Genomic DNA, 17912 nt, shown 5'->3' on the forward strand with positions numbered 1-17912 from the left:
AGGGCACTTTATTTATCGTTAGCTTTCGCTCCATTAATTCGTTGACACCTTTTCGTCCGCCCAATAGATATCGGCAATGACCTCAGCAAGCGCATCCGCGGTCCGGTAAGATTCCTCAAGCGTATTTTCGACTCCGCCTATCTCGACCAGCACGCTTTCAGGCGCGAGCGATTGATTATATTCCGCATTTCCGGTAGCGGCTGTTTTGCCCCATATGCCGCGGGAAATGCCGGGATATTTTTTATCCAAAGCTTCATGAATTTTTGTGGCGAACGCTTCATTTTGTTCCCAGTTCGAATTTTTATGCCCGATGACAAAATAAACCTGCGCATAACTTTTGCCGTTAATATCAACGGTCGTATATTTGCGGTTCTGCGAATCGCGGTGAAGATCGAAGAAAAACTTCAAATCCTTGCTGCTGGCAATCGCTTCCTTCACGGTTTTCATCGAATATTTATATGATAATTCCCAGCGGTAGCCCGGGATGGCAGTCGGATAATCGATATTGGAATGCTGCGTGCCAATTCCTTTCTCCTCCAGCATCTTCGCCAGCCGCTTGCCAACCAGCGTTATGTTTTTCGTCTTGGAGTTCGGATCCTTCTCTTTATCATTCAGCTCGGGATACCAGGATTCACGATTGTGTGAGTGATAAATGAACACGACCTTCGAGTCGCCTGTCGTCGGCTTCACTTCCGCTCCATTATCGTCCTTTCCGGTACTGCCTTCCACAGGCGCGCTTTCACCGCCTTCTTCCCGACCGGGCTCCGTTGTTTGTTCATTTCCGTTGATCGCAGTGCCTGCATCTTCATCTAAACCATTCAAAGGGTCATAAGTAAACGGCGCATTATCCTCCGGTCCGACTTCCGTATCCGTTCCGATGCCGCTGCGGATCAAAAAGGCGTCATTTGCGCTCATTCCAGGCAGCTCGCCTGCGAGCAGACTTTTTGGATCCATTGGATTAATATCCGTTAAGGCTCTCATCAGCATTGCGCTGATTTGCTTCGTATTGAAGGATTCGGTCTCAATGCTGCTTTGGAAGGCGGGCATCTCCATCTCTAGCATATCCCCGAAAAACCCGCTGGATACAGCCGCGGCGAAACCTTTCATGGAATTGACAGGTGAGTTTGCCGACTGCTGATGCGCCATTCCCGCTATGCCGAGCATGACAAAAAACAACATAGAGCTAAAAGAGAGCAGAGCAAAGGTTTGCCCTGTCACGAGTAATTGTCTCATACGCTTGCTTCCATTTCCGAAATCGAGCAGCATCATCTTTTGTCTCATCGGTAAATTACCTCCCGCTTCTCTGTGCCAATGGCTGAGTTACTACTAATTTATGAGAGTAAGAGAGTTCATAGAACCGACTACAAATGAAAGATTCGTAATTAATAGATTGGCTGCACGGAAAAAGCCGCCTCCGCTTCCGGAGACGGCTGAACTTTATCAAGCATTTGAATTGCTAATGCGTATAAGCGGCCACATTATTCGTATCGACCGCTTCATGCAGCGACGCATTAAGTCCGCTGGCAATAATATTTGCGATATCTTCGATGAATTCATCGATTTCCTTCGGCGTTACGAGCAAATCGTGACCAAGCGGGCTAAGAACTTCCTTTACGAGCTGCAGCCGCTCATTCTCTTCCATTTGATTGATGAGGCCTAGTATTTGATCGGTGTTTCCGCTTTGCTTATTGAAATGGCTGCTCATCATTTCCAACGTATTATTCACGATTGTCGAAGCATACACGACAGTCGGCACGCCAATTGCAATAACGGGTACGCCTAGTATCTCTTTAGTCAGCCCTTTCCGTTTATTCCCGATCCCCGAGCCGGGATGAATGCCGGTATCGGCGATTTGGATCGTCGTATTCACGCGTTCTACCGCTTTAGACGCAAGCGCGTCTATAGCAATGACTACATCCGGCTTCGTTTTCTCCACGATACCGTGAACAATTTCACTTGATTCAATACCCGTTATACCAAGCACGCCTGGCGCAACCGCGCTCACCGGCCGGTACCCTGGAGCAACCTGATCCGGCATTAGCTCGAAATAATGGCGCGTAACCATAACATTCTCGACGACGATAGGTCCGAGCGCATCCGGAGTAACATTCCAATTGCCCAACCCGACAATGAGCACGCGTGCCGTTTTATTAATGGACAACCGCTCCAGAAATGCTTCAAAATGTCGGGCGAATTGAGTGGCCACCCGGTCCTGCAAGCCCGTATCGCCATTTCGCAAACCCGGTACTTCGATGGTCACATAGTGGCCCTGCATCTTCCCGATCGCTTGCGAACCCTGCTCATTCTGAACATGAAGCTGCGTAATCGTAATGCCATTATCTTGAGTCGTCTCCGATTGAATTCCTGGAATCGGTCCGCCTCGCGGAGCTTCGGCCATCTCTTTCGCTTCAAGCGCCAAATCGGTTCTGACATTGTATTTTTGCAAATCAAGCTCTTTCTCCATTTTTCAGTCTCCCTTCGCACGGATGTACTTTCATTATTGTTTGCAGACAGGTTAATTTCATACTCTTAATCAAAGGAACAGGCTTAAGGAGGGAGCTGCCCGTGCTGCGCTGGATGCTATTGCTTTTTGGCTATCGGCATGATAATATATTTTAAGTTGTGTTGTCTAGGTAAATGATACATATGTATCGTTGTGAACAGTTTAGGAGGTGAATTCCATGCCAAACATTAAATCCGCGATTAAACGCGTTAAAACAAGTGAAAAGCGTCGTGCTTTGAATGCTTCCCAAAAATCCGCACTTCGTTCGGCCGTTAAATCTGCTGACCAAGCTATCGCTGGCACTGATGTAGAGGCTGCTAAAGCAGCTCTGATCGCTGCAACGAAAAAATTGGACAAAGCAGCAACGAAAGGCCTGATTCATAAAAATGCGGCTTCCCGCAAAAAATCCCGTCTTGCTAAAAAGCTGAACGCCCTTTCGGCACAAGCTTAGTAAGCAACAAAAAAAGCTTCACCGCTCTAATTAGAGCGGTGAAGCTTTTTTTGTTGCTTACGAGTTTACGAATTATGTTTGGAATACTGGAGCTACGCGCCTTTGTTCATGCCAAGCGACAGCAAATAAAGCTCTAAGCCCAGCGTTTTGTCGATCATGCCCGTCTTCATTCGATAGTCAAGCTCAGCCAGCGAGGCAAGCAGCTTTCCAAGCCTGGCCACTTGAAACTTCCTGCTCTTTTCCGCAGCCAGCTTTACCGCATAAGGATGCAGACCCAGCTGGCCCGCCATTTGCTGCGGAGAATATTGATGCTGCTCCAGCTCCTTAATTTGCAGCATAATTCGCAGCTGCCTCGCAATTAGCGCGGCGATCTTGATCGGCTCCTCCCGCCTTACGAGCAGCTCCCTGTAAAGACGAACAGCACGGTCGATGCGCAGCTCTGCAATGGCATCGACAAGCGCGAATACGTCCTCTTCGACCGTCGCCGCTGTAAGGAGACCCGCCTGTTCGACATCGATAGATCCGCCCTCTCCGGCATGAAGACAAAGCTTGTCCACCTCTTGCGCCAGCTGCTGCATGTTAGCGCCTGCCCTTATCAGAAGCAGTTCGGCAGCCTCTACGGTAAGCGTCCTCTTCTGATCAGCCGCTCGCTTGATCATCCACTGCTTAAGCTGCGCGGCATCCAGCTCCGGAAACGGTATTAATGAATTACGATCCTTTAATGTCTTGACCAGCTTGCGTCTTTCATCCAGCTTCTCTGCATGTACGGCAAATACAATGACTGACGATTCCGACGGATTTTCTATATATTGAAGAAGCCTGTCCGGCCGGTGCTCGACCTTCCCGCCCTCTTTGCCCCCTGCGGCTAAGACGGTAGCGTCTCTTATTAGAATGAGCTTTCGCTCCACGAAAAACGGCAGCGTCTCCGCTTCAAGCACGGCTTCGTCAATCGAGGTTTCAGCCGTATCGAATTTCACGATGCCAAGCTCGCGTTCCTCTGCTTTAAACATCGATTCCGTCAGCACATCTACAAATTGCTGCAGTCGATAACGATCCTTCCCGTACAAAACATAGATCGGACGAAAGCGGCCGCCCTTTATTTCCTTTATTGCTTCCTTCGCGTCCATCCCTTCACCTCACGACAACAAAATACGACTTCACGGCAACAAAGGGATGAGCCGCTTATTGGCTTCATCCCTTTGCCGAACATCTATATAAACATTCGCAGGCAGGTCCATGGTACCGCCCTGCGGATGGTCATACGACGCTTCAGGCTTCGTCGCAGACACTCTCGTTACTTACACTATACGCAATAGCGGACGAAAGTGTGCGGATACCTTTAAATTATTGTTCGGCTTTCTTATCTTCGCCGGTTGTCATATCGATTGCATATTTCTCTATTGCACCCTGCTCTACATGTACTTCGTAGGTCAGCTCCGCGCTATCCTCGGACCATTTAAGATTGGCCAGCTTGCCATTCTTGCGTGTTGACTCATGTACAACCGATTGGTCAGAAGCTGCGTAAATTTTAATCACATAGCCTTCGGCCTGCGCGATGTATTTCCCGTCAGGGGAAGCTGCGTCCGGCAAGGCGGCCGCCAAGCTCTTCTGGTCGGTATTGATCTCTTTTGCGTCATTCGGACCGGCTTCTCCTTCAAAGGAGTTGGAGCCTCCCCCATCCTCTGAATCCATGGCGGCCGCTTCTAATGGCTCAGGAGACGGCTCGCCGCTGTTATCGCTGTCGTCCGAAGTTATACTGCCTTTATCCTCATCGCCGCCAGATCTGGTATCCGCATTGCCGTAGCCAGAATTTGATTCCGATTTGTTCTTTACATCGGTTTCAATATCCATCGCCGAGGCGCCATCGGACTTTCCGGCCGCATCCATTGTTTCCGTCCGAACCTCGGGAGCGGCTGCGCTTTCTTCGTTGGCGTATTTCCTTAACATTAAGCTGTTCGCTGCTTGCTCAGTCTCTTCTTGCGCCGCGTTGTTCGAACCGTCTGCGGCGAATTTCCCGCCTGCTAAGTCAGGCACTATGCCCGGCTTATACGTCACGAGGAATAGCCCTGCGACGATCCCAGCCGCGATAACGCCGCCGATCAACCGCATCGACGGCCAGCGGCGCTCGCGCTTTGCGCGGCGGGCTGCTGGCTCAAACGATTCTACGTTAGAACCGGAAGCCGGTTCCGCTGCTGCTCCCTGCTGCCCAAACAGCTCAATTTGTTCCAGTTGAGGTATGATTGCGTCCACCAGGCTGTAGCTTGGCGTCACCTTAGGCAAACTTGTAAGCTCGGCGGATAAAAGCATTAACCGCTCGAACATTGATGCGCAGTCCGGACAATGTCTAGTATGATTCATCAGGACTTCCATCTCGCCTTCATCGAGATCGTCGTCAAGCTGTCTTTGCATCAGTTCCATCACCTCTTGACAATTCATCCCCGGACACCACCTTTCTGATAATCATGGAGTAATGTTTGCAGTTGTTGCCTAGCTCTGAATAAATAAGATTTTACCGTGTTAAGCGGCAAATCAAGCGAATCAGCAATTTCGTTGTAAGAGAAGTCTTGCAAATACCGGAGGACGACAACCGCGCGGTGATGCTCAGGAAGCTTGTCAATCGCGGCTCGAATGTCTTGAACAGCATAAGCGGACATCACCTCGTCCTCCACGTTTTGCTTCTCATAGAAAACCATGTCGTGCTCATCTATCGAGACGGTCGGCTTATTTCTCCGAAATTTATCAATGCAAATGTTGGTTACAATTCGTTGGATCCAAGTTTTAAACTGCGCCTTCTCCTCGTACGAGCCTATTTTGGTATAGATGCGTATGAGCGCTTCCTGCGCTGCGTCAAGCGCATCCTGTTCGTTATTTAATATATAATAGGCTGTCCGATAAACATGTGTTTCAATCTCTCGCAATAGAGTAATTAATGCGTCGCGATCTCCCGACTGGGCGGCTCTGATAAGGCCCGGCTCCACCACGAAGGATCCCCCTCTCTTGCAACCATTCTGACGAACTGGTTACGATAAAAGTTGCAGATAAATGATAAAAGCAGTAAAATAAATTCCACCTTCAAGGATACCAAATTTACGATAAGTCGTATATAGAGATCGTTCATTATTATAATCGATTTGATGGTCTGGCGGCTTAATCGTTCCGGCGGAACAATAAACCTTCCTCCGTCGCTATAAAATGAACCTCGCCGTCCTTGTCCGTCCGCCACACGCCGGTTCCTGCTTCTTTAAGCCTCGACAGGACGTCGGGATGAGGATGGCCGTAGCTGTTCATCGCTCCTACTGATGCTGCAGCAGCGAGCGGCCGCCAATAAGCCAACCATTCCCCGCCGGTTGAAAACCGGCTGCCGTGATGCGCTATTTTCAAGACGGACACGGCAGCAGGGGACTCCTCCTCATTAGCTCTGCGCTGCTCGTTTTGAATGATCGCTTGTTCCGTCGCTGTATCGATGTCACCGGCAAATAGAAAAGTTTCGCCATAGATTTTCATATGCAGTACTACGCTGCTTTCGTTCTGTTCATTAAGGAGAGAAACCGATGCCGAGGAGGAATCCAACGGCCACAGCACCGTCAAATCAGTCGCTGGATCAAGCTTATACTTCTGGCCGGCATGTACGGCGTACATCGGTATTTTCAATTCTACCGCAAGAGCTAGAAGCTTCCGGGCATCTTCCGCTTTCTTCACGGTACCGTTCCACCATATGCGGCGAACCGGAATCGACTCCATGACAGCCTGCAGTCCCCGTATATGATCGCTATCCAAATGGGATATAACGAGAAGATCAATTTCGCGCACGCCTCTCTTCATCAGAAGAGGAACGATCAGCTTCCGTCCAATCTCGAAGGGGTCGCTTCGTTCCTTCCACTCCTCGCCCGGCTTGCGAAACGAGAGCGTTCCTCCGCCGTCTATTAGAATGTGCTTCCCTCCCGGCGTTCGTACGTGGATGGAATCTCCTTGGCCTACGTCAATCACACTAACGGTTCCGTTTCTATTAAACAGGTCAGGCTTATATGCATACGCAAGCAGCAATGCGAATATAACGATGGCGAATAGGAGAGTTCGCCCCGTTCTGGACGAAGGGTGCCGCGCAGTTCCCGCGTGTCCGAATGGATTCGCCGCCATCGGAGCTGTGCCAAGCGGGGCGGTTTCTTCCAAGGCATCGGAAGCCGCGCGAAGCTGAGCGTTCCGTTCGGACGTCCATAAGCCAAAGACATAAAAGCTTATCCCAAGCCATATCAGCCATGCAGCCACCCACCACAACGGAGGAGTGGCCCATATCGTTCTGAGCGCATCCACCTGCGACAGCTGATCGACTAGCGCGAAAGTCCAATCATTTGCATGGTGAGAGGCATAAGCAAGCAGCTTGCCTCCGGATTCCCATGGAATCGCGATAATTAGCGCAGCACCTCCAAGCGGCATGACGACAAAGCTAATAAAAGGGACAAGCACGAAATTCGCCAGTAACGACAAGGCATGGAATTGATTGAAATAGTAGATCGTCACCGGGAAGGAAACGATCTGAGCGACGATCGTAACGGCTGCCAAATCAAGCAGCGCTTTCCCTCTGCGCCACTGGGGCATCGCTGCGCGCACAGGCGGTACTCCGATAATCAAACCGAGCGTCACGATGAAAGAGAGCTGAAAGCTGACATTTTCGAGAAAAAACGGGTTGATCGCCAGCATGGCTACGGCAGCCGCGGCTAGCAGGTGCAGGCCGTCCTTCAGCTTTCCCATGCGCGCGGCAAGCAGCCCCAGTACGGCCATAAGCCCGGCGCGAATAACCGAAGGAGAAGCGCCGGAGAGCAGGACGTACAGCGGAACGGACAGCATGAGGACGAGAAGGATTCGTTCGCGGGTCATGCGAACGAGTCGGAGCAGGCCGGCAAGCGCGTATAGGAATACCGCGACATGCAAGCCCGAAATGGCCAATATATGCGTTAAGCCAAGCCGCGAAAATTGCTGGAACTGCCCGGGGTCGAGGTCCTCGCGGATGCCGAGGACGAGACCCTTCATGTACCCGGACTGATCGGACGGGTACAGCCTGTCCATCCGCGCGCCGAGCCACGCGCGCGCGGCGTCTACGCGGCCGAGCAGCGCGGCCGCGGTCCACCGGGGGCCCGCCGCCTGGGAGACGGCGGCGGTGCCCTGCACTTTGAGCAGCCAGTGGATACTCTGGCTGCTCAGGTAGCGGCGGTAGTCGAAGCCGCCGCTGTTGGTTGCCGTTGCCGGCCGCGTCAGCTCGCCGGCTACGCTCACTGCGTCGCCGCGCTGCCACGCCGCGGCGACGGTCTGTTCAGGCTGCTCCGCAAGCCTGACATGAACCATAAAGCGCTCGCGCACCCCCCGCGGCGCTGCCTCCCCCGCCACATGGACGCGCTCCGCCGCCATGTGAAACATAACGCGGTCGCCGTCGACCTCGACCGCGGATACAATAGTGCCCGCCGCTTCCGCCGCATAAGCGGCTCGCGGGCCATCCGCCTCTGCGGCGGCGAGCAGGGCCGGCAGCGCGGTCACGTTGCGGGCATCCGCCCACATCCGCTCTCCCGCGGCAAGGCCCACTGCCAGAGCACAGGCGGCAGCCAGCTGCCATGACGCCTGCCTGCACAGCACCGCGGCCAGCGCCAGCAGCGCGGCGGCCCCCGCGGCAAGCATAACGCCGCGGCTGCTCAGACCCGCAGCCGCGGCGCTGCCGCACACATAGCAAAGCGCGAACCATATTAAAGGCCGTCGATTCAACATCATTGTTTTCCCTCCTCGATCAAGCTCCGCTTTTTGTTAACCCGCCAGCAAAAAAAAGAACCTCCGGCCGCATCCAACGATGCAATCAGAGGTTCTTCCCCAGTAATGGCTCCATATTCACCTAATTTTACGAAGAGACTTCCATGTGCGCCCCGGCAGGAGGAGCAAAATGATCCAAGCAGCGGAAGGTTATCCCCTTCTGCGCCATAAGAGCAACGACCTTCTCGCTATCCTTCGGATAACTGCGATGGTACACAATTTCAATGATGCCGCTGTTAGCAAGCATGTTCGCACAAGTCCAGCAGGGCTGATCGGTCACGTAGACGGTGGAGCCTTCGCGGTCGGCACGGTCCGTGAACAGGAGCAGGTTTTGCTCCGCATGAATCGTCCGGATGCAGCGCTGCTTCTTAAACAGCTGCTCCTTGCCGTCCATAAGCTTCATCTCGATTTCCTCCGAGATCATGCAGCCTGCCTCCAAACAATCCTGCACGCCCATCGGAGCGCCGTTATAGGCGGTTCCCAGCAGCTTCTTCCCTTGTACGAGCACGGACCCGACATGTCTGCGCGGACAGCGCGAGCGCGTCGAGACCATATAAGCGATATCCATGAAATAAGTGTCCCAGTCCTTGCGGACCGCATCCTGCGTGTTGGTGCTCATTTCTTCTACTTCCTCTCCCGTGATGAGTTCCGCTTCCTTCCATTCTCTCACAATCATGGTCGAACGACAATGCTCTCCCGTATGCCGGACAGTAATTTTTCCCCAATGCCCTTGACGCGAAGCAGATCCTCGGGAGATGCAAATTTTCCATTTAATTCCCGGTCAGCGATGATTGCCTCCGCTTTCGCCGGACCAATTCCCTTCAATGTATCAAATTCGGCTGCCGTAGCCCGGTTAATATCGAGCCGGCTATCCTGTTCTTCCATCGCCGCCGCGGATACCGGCTCGCTTCCTTCTGCTGCCGCCTCGGTTTTTATTTCGGACGCTGCTTCCTGTACCTTCTCGCCTGTTTCCCCGGCTTGCGCCGAACCGCCGGAAGCTTCCGTCTCCGGCTCAGATTCATCCGGCTCTGCAAGAGCTTCGAGCGCAGTCTCAACTGCTCTATTAAGAGGCACCCATTCTTCAGCGGAAGGCCGCTTAGGCTCCAAGAGCGCAGCGGCCAGCAAAAGAAAGGCCGCTGCGATGCTAATAGCGGCTGTAAGGAGCATTTTATTGGATAATCCGTAAGACGGCTGTTTCATTTTGGGACGGACTCCTCTCCAAACGGCAATTTTTTGGCAATTAGTGACATATGAAACAAGTCATCATGAATAAGGTAAGAGAGCAGCGGAAACATATGCCTTTCGTTTTAAGAATCAACTGCAAAACCTTAGGAGGGTTCAGCATGAATGTCGGATTTATCGGTACGGGCACGATGGGAAGCCTGCTCATTGAAGCTTTTATTGCATCGGGTGCACTATCGCCTTCACAAATCGCAGTCAGCAACCGCACCTTTCCAAAAGCGAAAGCTTTAGCCGACCGTTATTTGGGAATGAGAGCCGAATATACGAATGCCGGCGCCGCCTATGGCTGCGATATCCTTTTTTTGTGCGTCAAGCCTCTGGAATTCAAAAAGGTTGTCGATGATTTAAAGCCCGTCCTTAAACCGAATCAAATGATCGTTTCCATAACGAGTCCCGTGCTAATCTCGCATCTGGAAGGAGAATTAAAATGCAAGGTCGCTAAGGTTATACCGAGCATTACAAACTATGTTTGGAGCGGTGCTTCGCTTTGCATATACGGCAAGTCGATGCAAGAGGAAGACAAAGCCCGGCTGGAAGCGTTGCTTACTCATATAAGCGAGCCGCTATGCATAGACGAAGATTATACACGCATCGTATCCGACTTATCGAGCTGCGGACCTGCTTTCATTTCCTTTTTGCTTGAGCAGTTCGTTGAGGCTGCGGTAGAAGAGACGGGTATTGGACGCCAGGAAGCGCAGCGGGTAGCTAGCGCCATGCTGCTCGGCACCGGGCTTCTGCTTACGGAAGGCGGACTGACGCCTGCCGAGATACAAGAAAGAGTAGCCGTTCCAGGCGGCATTACAGCCAAAGCCTTAAATTTGCTGAGAAGAGAAACGAATGGCGTATTCAACCAGCTCATCCGCACGACGCATGCGAAATTCCGTGAAGATTTGGCAAAGGTATCCGTCGCATTTATAGGCGAAGAGGTGAACGGACAATAGCTGTTCTTCAGCTAGTGCCCGCTCACCTCTTCGGTTTGCGTTAATTGGCTACGATATTGACGAGCTTGCCCTTTACCGCGATGACTTTACGAATCGTTTTACCTTCAATAAGCTCCTGTACCTTCTCGAGCTCCTTCGCAAGGCTCTCCATTTCGGCAACGTCCATATCGGCCGCAATCGATACGCGGTCCACGATTTTTCCATTCACCTGAACGACGATCTCCACTTCTTGATCGACTGTCCACGCTTCATCGAACGCCGGAAACGATGAATACGTAAGCGAATCCTTACGCCCAAGCTTTTCCCACAGCTCTTCGGCGATATGCGGTGCAATCGGCGACAGCAATTGTACGAATTGCTCCATCGCGGCGCTTGGCAGCACATCCGTTTTGTAAGCCTCGTTAACGAAGATCATCAGTTGGCTGATAACGGTATTAAAGCGCAGCGCCTCGTAATCCTCTGTAACCTTCTTGATCGATCGATGCCAAGTGCGCTTGAAAGCGTCGCTCGTATCGCCGTTTCCGATTTTTGCGCTGAGACTGCCGTCCTCATTGATGAACAAACGCCAAACTCGGCTTAAGAACCGGTACGTTCCTTCGACGCCGTTCGTGTTCCATGGCTTCGTCGCCTCAAGCGGCCCCATGAACATTTCGTACATGCGCAGCGTATCCGCGCCGAATTCGTTGACGATATCATCCGGGTTAATCACATTGCCGCGCGACTTCGACATTTTTTCGTTATTGTTGCCTAAAATCATACCTTGGTTTACCAGCTTATGGAACGGCTCCTTCGTGTCTACAACGCCGATATCATAAAGCACCTTGTGCCAGAAGCGTGCATACAACAGATGAAGCACCGCATGCTCGGCGCCGCCGATATATAGATCAACCGGCAACCACTGCTTTTGCTTCTCCGGCGAGCAAAGCTGCTTGTCGTTCTTAGGATCGATAAAACGAAGGTAGTACCAACAGCTGCCCGCCCATTGCGGCATCGTATTCGTCTCGCGACGTGCTTTCATGCCTGTTTCCGGATCGATGGTATTTACCCATTCCGTCACGTTCGCAAGCGGAGATTCGCCTGTCCCCGACGGTGTAATCACATCGACGTCAGGCAGCAGCAAAGGAAGCTGATCCTCCGGAACGGTCTTCATCGTGCCGTCCTCCAGGTGAAGGATCGGAATCGGCTCTCCCCAATAACGCTGGCGGCTGAACAACCAATCGCGCAGACGGTACGTAATTTTGCCTTTTCCTTTGCCTGATGCATCCAAATGCTCGATCATTTTGGCGATTGCATCCTCGTTTGTTAAGCTATTCAAAAAATCGGAGTTTACATGAGGTCCATCGCCTGAATAGGCTTCCTTCGTTACATCTCCGCCCTGCACGACCTCGACGATAGACAGGTCGAACTGCTTAGCAAATTCCCAGTCACGCGCGTCATGGCCAGGCACAGCCATAATGGCGCCCGTTCCATAACCGGCCAATACGTAATCAGCGATCCAGATTGGCGTTTTCACGCCGTTCACCGGGTTAATCGCATAAGCGCCGGTGAAGACGCCCGATTTATCCTTTGCCAGATCCGTGCGTTCCAGGTCGCTCTTGCGGGCTGCTGCCTCTTGGTACGCTTCAACGGCCGCTCTTTGCTCTGCTGTCACGATTTGCGCAACCAGCTCATGCTCCGGTGCCAGTACGCAGTAGGTTGCTCCGAACAAAGTGTCCGGACGAGTCGTGAATACGACCAGTGAATAATCGTGGCCGTCAATCTCGAACATGACTTCCGCGCCCTTTGACTTCCCGATCCAGTTGCGCTGCATATCCTTAATGCTCTCCGACCAGTCCAGCTCCTCCAGATCATCCAAGAGACGGTCCGCGTATTCGGTAATTTTCAGAATCCATTGGCGCATCGGCTTCCGGACGACCGGATGGCCGCCTCTCTCGCTCTTGCCGTCGATGACTTCCTCATTCGCCAGCACAGTTCCAAGAGCCGGACACCAATTCACCGAAACCTCGGCAACGTAAGCGAGCCCTCTCTTGTACAATTGGATAAAAATCCATTGTGTCCATTTATAATATTCCGGATCCGTTGTGCTTAACTCGCGATCCCAATCATACGAGAAGCCAAGCGACTTAATTTGTCTGCGGAAGTTATCGATATTTTTGAACGTTATGTCGCGCGGATGCTGACCTGTATCGAGCGCATGCTGCTCCGCCGGCAAACCGAAAGCATCCCAGCCCATTGGATGCAGCACGTTATAACCCTTCATTCGTTTATAGCGGGACACGATATCGGTAGCTGTGTAGCCTTCCGGATGTCCGACATGGAGACCCGCTCCGGACGGATACGGGAACATGTCTAACGCGTAAAATTTCGGTTTGTCCGCGTCTTCCGTCGTTTGAAACGTTTTGTTCTTATCCCAGTATTGCTGCCATTTCGGCTCGACAACAAGCGGATTATAGCCGTGCAATTGCTGCTCTTGACTCATTTGTGAATGTCCTCCTAAAAAATATATGCTGTCCTTCAACAAAAATAAAACCTCCCGCCCCTAGCGATTAACGCTAGGGACGAGAGGCTGTTCTCCCGTGGTACCACCCTAGTTAGCGGCAGGCATGCTTTGCCTAACGCTCACTTGTCGCCTTTAACGCAGGCCGGACGGCACGCTTCCATATCGATGACTGGCATCGTTATATTAATCGCACAGCTCCAAGGCGAGCTTCATTTCGCAGCAGGTCCGGCTTGCACCATGAATCGCCGGCTCTCTGAGCCTTGCTTACGAAGTTACTGTTCCTCTTCAACACTAAATATGCATAAAATGGTTAGTTTCGATTATAAAGATCAAGCGGTTCGGTGTCAAGAGACATCAGCTTCACAATAAATATAAGCAGTCCGCAGTTTACTTGCTCTCTTAGCTGCTTTGCCAAGAAATTTATAGTCTAGTCCAATACCGTAAATATACGTAAGCGATAACTACTCAGTGTTTCAAAGATTGATTCTTGCTGAAGCTCGTTCGATAAGTGGGTCGAGATGGGCGCGCCCAAAGATTTGAATGCGGAAGAAGCCGCCTATTGAAAGAGTATGAGTGTGCCGAAACGGCATGTCAAAGAAATGAGAATCGAAGAAGACCTTAGGTCTCAACACCAGAACAAAAATGGGTATCGAATAAAGGGAAGTTCTATCATACAGCACCGATTGATTTAAGATAGTCGATGCTCATTTTCACGCTTTTCAGAGGATGTGGGCTAACATCCAGCTCTACGAAATAATACTTCACACCTACATCCTTGAGAATAGAAAAAATCGGCGGCCAATCAATAATGCCTCTGCCCACTTCCGTAAAGCCACCGCTTTTATCCATATCTTTAATATCGATAAGCGGACTTAGGCCTTTATACTTAAACAGAGCTGCCCTCGGATCCAATCCCCCCTTTTTTGCCCAGTACAGATCAACCTTCAGCTTCATCAAATCGGTGCCGACACCTTCGAGCAAACGATCAATAATGAGCCTGCCGCCTACTCGTTTATACTCATGGGCATGGGGATGATAGAGGAGCTGCAGACCGCGGCTCTTAATTTCCTTGCCAATGTTCTTTAAAGAGCTAATCACGCCTTGAATCGAGGATTCGTCTCTGAAGCTTTCCTCCGAAAAGCCTGTTACGATATACCGGACCCCAAGCTTTAGAGCATACTCGATTTGATTCTGCAGGTCATTTTCCAGATCTTCCTGACCTACGTAAGTCGAAACAACCCCTAGACCGAGACGGTTCAAAGTTTTCTTCATTTCATCAGCGGGAATACCCCCATAGCCCCAGCTGAAGAACTCCACTAGTTTATAGCCCATTTCCGCCACTTTCTTTAACGTTCCAAATAAATCGTTCTGCATATCGTTTCGTAACGTGTAGAGTTGCAATCCCGGAGGGTATTTGGACATATCCCACATTTCCTTGCCTAATCTAAGAAATTTCAATTTGACAGCCCCCTTTTATTTCAACTGCTTCGGGTTGACATGGCGTGGGGAGGAAGTTTGACTTTCCGGTCCGTGATGTTCAGATCGGAACTCGCAATATGGGGATTAAGTGATAGGAGTTCCTCCAGTACGACATCATTTTTTCGGGAGATTTCTCTAAGAGTGTCTCCATCGTTAGCGATATAAAATCTCAATAGCTTTCACATCCTCTCCTTTACGCTGTATTATGTATATGTAAGAACAAGAGTACGGATGACGAAAGAAAGCAGAAGCTTGTTCAGGCCATTTTACGTTAAAGGATTACCGTTTTTTGATTTCGCCCACTGGATATCGATGTCTCTCCCTTTGACAACTTCTGGTCGTTTTTCATGCTGAGGAAACGAAAGCAGACTACATTGTCAAACGAAATATTCGCAAAGAATCCCGGGAAGACTGGCTCACTCTCGCACAAGAAAAAGGCACTTTTAAAATAATCGCCTTACAGCATCCCGAACCGTTCAAGCTGCTCCATCTGGTTTGCCTTTAGCAGCACCTCGCGCTGCTTGGAGCCCATAAATCATAAGCCGGGAAATCGCGGATCCACCCAATAATGCGTCAGATAGGCAATCTCCCCCCGCGCGACCGATGCCTTCCACTGCTTCATTTCTTCCCTTTTAATGCCAAAAGCCACGGCTTCTCTCCTTTATGGCTGAGCAATGATCGTTTTAACCCGACCGACCTGGCCGTCCGCCAGCCTTACTTTAATGCCATGAGGATGCTTCGGCGAATTCGTCAAAATATCCTTCACGATGCCGCGCGTAAGCTTGCCCGACCGTTGATCCTGTTTTAGTACAATATCGACCTCAAGCCCCGCTTTAATCGCGGAGCGTTCTGTTCCATTCATCGTTTACCATCCCTCTGCTTCTCAAATGTTGGCTTCTAGCATAGCATATGTATTGTAAAGATGCACATTATAGAGACAACTGTTATACTTAGCATCAAACGATGTAAACGAAATGAGGAAATTTACTAATGTCTACCGCATTTAGCGCTTTGGGTATAACGCCCAAGTTAAGCCAATTGCTTCATCAAGATGGAATAATCGAGCCGACTCCGGTTCAAAAGCAAGCGATACCGCTGCTTTTGGGCGGACAGGATGTCATTGCGCAGGCACAGACCGGCACAGGCAAAACGATTGCTTTCGCTCTTCCTATTTTGCAGCGGATAAATATAGAGAAAGAGCAAATCCAAGCTCTCATCTTAACGCCGACCAGAGAGCTTGCCATACAAATCACCAGCGAACTAAAGAAGCTTGTACCGGCTGTAGGTGCTAGCGTTTTGGCCGCTTACGGCGGACAAGACGTGGAAGCCCAAATACGCAAGCTTCAACGCGCGCCTCATATTGTGGTCGCCACGCCCGGCCGTTTGATCGATCATATGAAACGCGAAACGGTTAACCTCGGCAAGCTGCAAATGCTCGTGCTCGATGAGGCCGACCAAATGCTTCACATGGGCTTCCTCACGGATGTAGAGAGCATCATTACGCAAACGCCGAGAGCCCGTCAAACGATGCTGTTCTCCGCAACGATGCCGGACGCCATTCGCCGCTTAGCCTCGGACTACATGAAAACACCTGCAGATATTCGCGTTCGCAGCACAAATGTCACGCTCGATAGCATTCAGCAAGTCGTCTATGAGACAACCGATCGCGGCAAGCAGCAGGCGCTTGTTCATTTGCTGGAGCGTCACCAGCCATATCTGGCTGTCATTTTTTGCCGGACAAAGGTTCGCGCGAAAAAATTAAATGAGGCGCTGCAGGATTTAGGGGTCGAATCCGATGAGCTGCATGGCGACCTCACGCAAGCGAAGCGCGAGCAAGTCATGAAGCGCTTCAGGGACGCTCGCCTTCAAGTGCTCGTGGCGACCGATGTTGCCGCTCGCGGGCTGGATGTAGAAGGGGTATCGCATGTATATAACTACGACGTGCCGCAGGACGGCGAGCTATATATTCACCGGATCGGAAGAACGGGCCGCGCAGGCCAAAACGGCATTGCCATTACGCTTGCTACGCCTTATGACAAAAATACACTTCTATCCATAGAACAAAGCATCAACGCCAAGCTGGAACGTCGCGCCATTAACAATGAAGGCGAGGAATCGGCCGTACGGATTCAACCGGGCGAACGGAAAGAAACGGGCCGAAGCTTGAGCAGCAAAGACGGTGCACGCACAAGCGGCCAGCAAAAATCCGACGGCCGCCGCGGCGGAAGAGACCGTTCAGGACATTCGGATCGGGACGCGAAGTCAGGCGGCCGCAGAGGCGCTCGCGAATTCACGCGTCCCGCAGCCGGCAAACGTAATGAACGCAATACGGAAGGCTTCGTACAACAATCCCTCGAGAAGGCTGGTCAGAGCTCAGGCTGGTCCGGACGTCGAGGCGAACGCCTCGATGCCGGGAACAACTCGAGCCGTGACGGTCAACGGACGGGCAACCGCGGCGGCGCGGGTCGGAACAGCTCGGGGCGTGATGGTGAACGCACAGGCAGCCGCGGCGGCGCGGGTCAAGGCAGCGAGCGTGGAAATGCCGGTCGTAAAGGCAGCTCCGGCGCTCCTCGCGGTGACGAGCATGCTGCAGGTCGCGCAAGTGTGTCGGTAGACAGTCCTTGGACTGCGGCCCGAAGTGAATCCAAGACCGGTAAACGCGGTGGATCGCGCGGAGCTGTTCGGGGTAATTCCGGGACAGGCGGCCGTGGCGGACAACGCGGCAATTCCTCTGCGGGAGCTCGAGGAAGCTCGCCAGCCGGAGGCCGCAGCAGCTCCGCAAGCAAGCCGCGCGGACGTAACCGCTAGCTGGAAGATATTGAAACAAGGCTTTCTCCAAGAGGCAGCTGATAATAGGCATGAATGTCAGATCTGATTAGAAATAGTTTTAAGAAAAAGTGGCCGAACTACACTGGTACCCATAGACTGGACACTTTAAAAAAAGGTGTTCAGGCTATGGGTACCTTTTTGTATACTGAAGAAACAACGGAGGGGATTAGATTG

The 17912-nt window shown here is 51.6% G+C and carries 14 protein-coding genes and 1 other annotated feature; of the genes, 3 read left to right on the forward strand and 11 right to left on the reverse strand.

Features of this window, described 5'->3' with window-relative positions; all coding sequences use genetic code 11:
* Nucleotides 1–33: 33 nt before the first annotated feature.
* Together spoIIP and gpr are read right to left on the reverse strand one after the other, a co-directional pair.
* Nucleotides 34–1281, reverse strand: coding sequence for a stage II sporulation protein P (gene spoIIP / locus L1N85_RS20740; RefSeq protein WP_235240959.1), 1248 nt, complete (start codon nt 1279–1281; stop codon nt 34–36).
* 175 nt (nt 1282–1456) lie between these two features.
* Nucleotides 1457–2464, reverse strand: coding sequence for a GPR endopeptidase (gene gpr, locus L1N85_RS20745; RefSeq protein WP_235240960.1), 1008 nt, complete (start codon nt 2462–2464; stop codon nt 1457–1459).
* A gap of 217 nt (nt 2465–2681) precedes the next feature.
* Here gpr and rpsT point away from each other — a divergent pair, with 217 nt between their 5' ends.
* Nucleotides 2682–2954, forward strand: a complete 273-nt coding sequence (gene rpsT, locus L1N85_RS20750) for a 30S ribosomal protein S20 (protein WP_190861580.1) — start codon at nt 2682–2684, stop codon at nt 2952–2954.
* A gap of 92 nt (nt 2955–3046) precedes the next feature.
* Here rpsT and holA read toward each other — a convergent pair whose 3' ends face one another.
* The 6 genes from holA to L1N85_RS20780 all read right to left on the reverse strand — a co-directional run bounded on the left by holA (nt 3047) and on the right by L1N85_RS20780 (nt 9947).
* Complete coding sequence (gene holA / locus L1N85_RS20755; protein ID WP_235240961.1) at nt 3047–4081, reverse strand: DNA polymerase III subunit delta; 1035 nt, start codon at nt 4079–4081, stop codon at nt 3047–3049.
* A gap of 217 nt (nt 4082–4298) precedes the next feature.
* Entirely contained in the window at nt 4299–5390 is a 1092-nt protein-coding gene (locus L1N85_RS20760) for a zf-HC2 domain-containing protein (protein ID WP_235240962.1), read from the reverse strand.
* Nucleotides 5387–5935, reverse strand: a complete 549-nt coding sequence (locus L1N85_RS20765) for an RNA polymerase sigma factor (protein WP_235240963.1) — start codon at nt 5933–5935, stop codon at nt 5387–5389. Before L1N85_RS20765 ends, L1N85_RS20760 begins: the two co-directional genes overlap by 4 nt.
* 166 nt (nt 5936–6101) lie before the next feature.
* The gene (locus tag L1N85_RS20770) at nt 6102–8711 is read right to left on the reverse strand and encodes a ComEC/Rec2 family competence protein (RefSeq protein WP_235240964.1); all 2610 of its coding nucleotides are present in this window, start codon (nt 8709–8711) and stop codon (nt 6102–6104) included.
* A gap of 124 nt (nt 8712–8835) precedes the next feature.
* Nucleotides 8836–9366, reverse strand: coding sequence for a deoxycytidylate deaminase (locus L1N85_RS20775; RefSeq protein ID WP_235240971.1), 531 nt, complete (start codon nt 9364–9366; stop codon nt 8836–8838).
* Nucleotides 9367–9419: 53 nt separating this feature from the next.
* Nucleotides 9420–9947, reverse strand: a complete 528-nt coding sequence (locus L1N85_RS20780; RefSeq protein ID WP_235240965.1) for a ComEA family DNA-binding protein — start codon at nt 9945–9947, stop codon at nt 9420–9422.
* Nucleotides 9948–10090: 143 nt separating this feature from the next.
* On the opposite strand from L1N85_RS20780, the gene comER reads away from it, so the two are divergent.
* Complete coding sequence (gene comER, locus L1N85_RS20785) at nt 10091–10930, forward strand: late competence protein ComER (RefSeq protein WP_235240966.1); 840 nt, start codon at nt 10091–10093, stop codon at nt 10928–10930.
* 40 nt (nt 10931–10970) lie between these two features.
* Here the strand turns inward: comER and leuS are convergent, their stop codons facing one another.
* The 3 genes from leuS to L1N85_RS20805 form a co-directional block, all read right to left on the reverse strand.
* Nucleotides 10971–13409 (reverse strand): leucine--tRNA ligase, encoded by a 2439-nt coding sequence (leuS, locus tag L1N85_RS20790; protein WP_235240967.1) that lies wholly within the window; start codon nt 13407–13409, stop codon nt 10971–10973.
* A 72-nt stretch (nt 13410–13481) separates the two neighbouring features.
* Nucleotides 13482–13728: a binding site (T-box leader), on the reverse strand.
* A gap of 371 nt (nt 13729–14099) precedes the next feature.
* Nucleotides 14100–14888, reverse strand: coding sequence for a sugar phosphate isomerase/epimerase family protein (locus L1N85_RS20795; protein ID WP_235240968.1), 789 nt, complete (start codon nt 14886–14888; stop codon nt 14100–14102).
* A 682-nt stretch (nt 14889–15570) separates the two neighbouring features.
* Nucleotides 15571–15771: a YwbE family protein gene (locus L1N85_RS20805; protein ID WP_235240969.1), complete on the reverse strand. Its 201-nt coding sequence runs from the start codon at nt 15769–15771 to the stop codon at nt 15571–15573.
* Nucleotides 15772–15899: 128 nt separating this feature from the next.
* Here L1N85_RS20805 and L1N85_RS20810 point away from each other — a divergent pair, with 128 nt between their 5' ends.
* Complete coding sequence (locus tag L1N85_RS20810) at nt 15900–17717, forward strand: DEAD/DEAH box helicase (RefSeq protein WP_235240970.1); 1818 nt, start codon at nt 15900–15902, stop codon at nt 17715–17717.
* Nucleotides 17718–17912: the final 195 nt, after the last annotated feature.

It is taken from the genome of Paenibacillus alkaliterrae, from assembly GCF_021532375.1.
Classification (GTDB): domain Bacteria; phylum Bacillota; class Bacilli; order Paenibacillales; family Paenibacillaceae; genus Pristimantibacillus; species Pristimantibacillus alkaliterrae.